The sequence below is a fragment of the Sanguibacter massiliensis genome (assembly GCF_900240335.1).
Lineage (GTDB): Bacteria > Actinomycetota > Actinomycetes > Actinomycetales > Cellulomonadaceae > Flavimobilis > Flavimobilis massiliensis.
Window position 1 is genome coordinate 1 of record NZ_LT964996.1, and the last position, 1,468, is coordinate 1,468.

A 1,468-nucleotide genomic window follows, 5' to 3' on the forward strand; every position below is an offset into this window, starting at 1 on the left:
GGGTTGAGCGCGTCGTAGCGGTAGAAGGCTGGCCAGCGGCGGACCAGAAGCCACAGGACAGCGACGCAGCTGAGGCCTCCGACGACCGCCGCCATGCCCTCGCCCCACCACGACGCCTGAGCGCCCAGCCACAGGTCGCCCGCCCGCGGCCCACCCGCGACGACGACGATGAAGATCCCCTGCAGCCTCCCCCGCATCTCGTCCGGCGCCGCAGTCTGAAGGATCGACGTCCGGAAGATCGCCGAGACGTTGTCCGCCGCCCCGCAGAACGCGAGGAGCACGAGCGCCCCGACGAGCGCAGGCCACAGCACGTGGTCCGGCGTCGTCCGCCCGGCGCCGAGCAGCACGACGCCGAAGCCCGCGACGCCCAGCCCCCACGCCGTGATCGCCCACACGATGATCGCACCCTGCCGGCGCATGCGGACGAGCCCGCCCGAGAGCAGGCCCGCGATGATCCCTCCGACCGCGATCGCCGCCGTGAGATAGCCCGTCGTCGTCTCCCCGCCGCCGAGGACCACGACGCCGACCGCCGGGAACAGCACGCGCGGCATCGCCAGCACCATCGCCGACAGGTCGACGAGGAACGTCATCCGGACGTTCGGCTGCGTCGCAAGGTAGCGCAGCCCCTCGACGACGGACGACAGGCCCACCCGGCGACGCGCCGCAGGCACGTCCGCAGCCGCATCGGCGTCGGTCACCGCGCCCGACGTCGCGACGTGCGCAGGCACGACGACGTCCGCCCGGGCGCCGTCGGGCACGTCGTCGTACGCGATCGTGCCCGGACGCAACGACGGGAGCCGCAGCAGCGCCCACAGCGCCGCGAGGAAGAGCACCGCGTCGATCGTGTACGCGACCTCGTACCCCCACCGCGCCACGAGCACGGCGCCCGCGACCGGGCCGAGCATGAGCGACGTATTGAACAGCAACGTCTGCAACGCGTTCGCCGCCGGCAGGCGCGCCGGCCGCACAAGCATCGGGATGATCGCCGACCGCGCCGGGTTGTTGATGCCGAAGCCCGCGGACTGCGCGGCGACGAGCGCGTACAGCACCCACACCTCGTCAACCCGCAGCCACGCCTGGAGCGCGAGCAGCGCCGTGACGAACCACAGCCCGGCCGACGTCACGAGCGCGACCGTCCGCCGATCGTGCACGTCGACCAGCGCGCCCCCGTACAGACCCGTGACGACGAGCGGCACGAGCGCCGCAATGCCGAGCCCGCCGACCGCGAGCGTCGAGCCCGTGAGCGCATACACCTCGAGCCCCACGGCGACGACCGTGAGCTGCGTGCCGAGGCTCGAGAGCCCCAGCCCCCACCACAACCGGGCGAACGCGGGCGACTCGCGCAGGGGCGTCGTGTCGATGATGAAGCGTGCCACCGCAGAAGACTACGCGCGCCCGCCGTGTCCGGCGGAGGCTTCCCGAAGGTCACCACTGATGGGACCATGTTCCCGTGTCCATGCCACCGCTC

The 1,468-nt window shown here is 72.8% G+C and carries 1 protein-coding gene; it reads right to left on the reverse strand.

Annotation, left to right across the window (positions count from 1 at the left end; translation table 11 throughout):
- Positions 1–1,376: MFS transporter (locus tag C1729_RS14205; RefSeq protein WP_102510789.1), on the reverse strand; the 1,376-nt coding region annotated here is incomplete at its 3' end.
- Positions 1,377–1,468 lie beyond the last annotated feature (92 nt).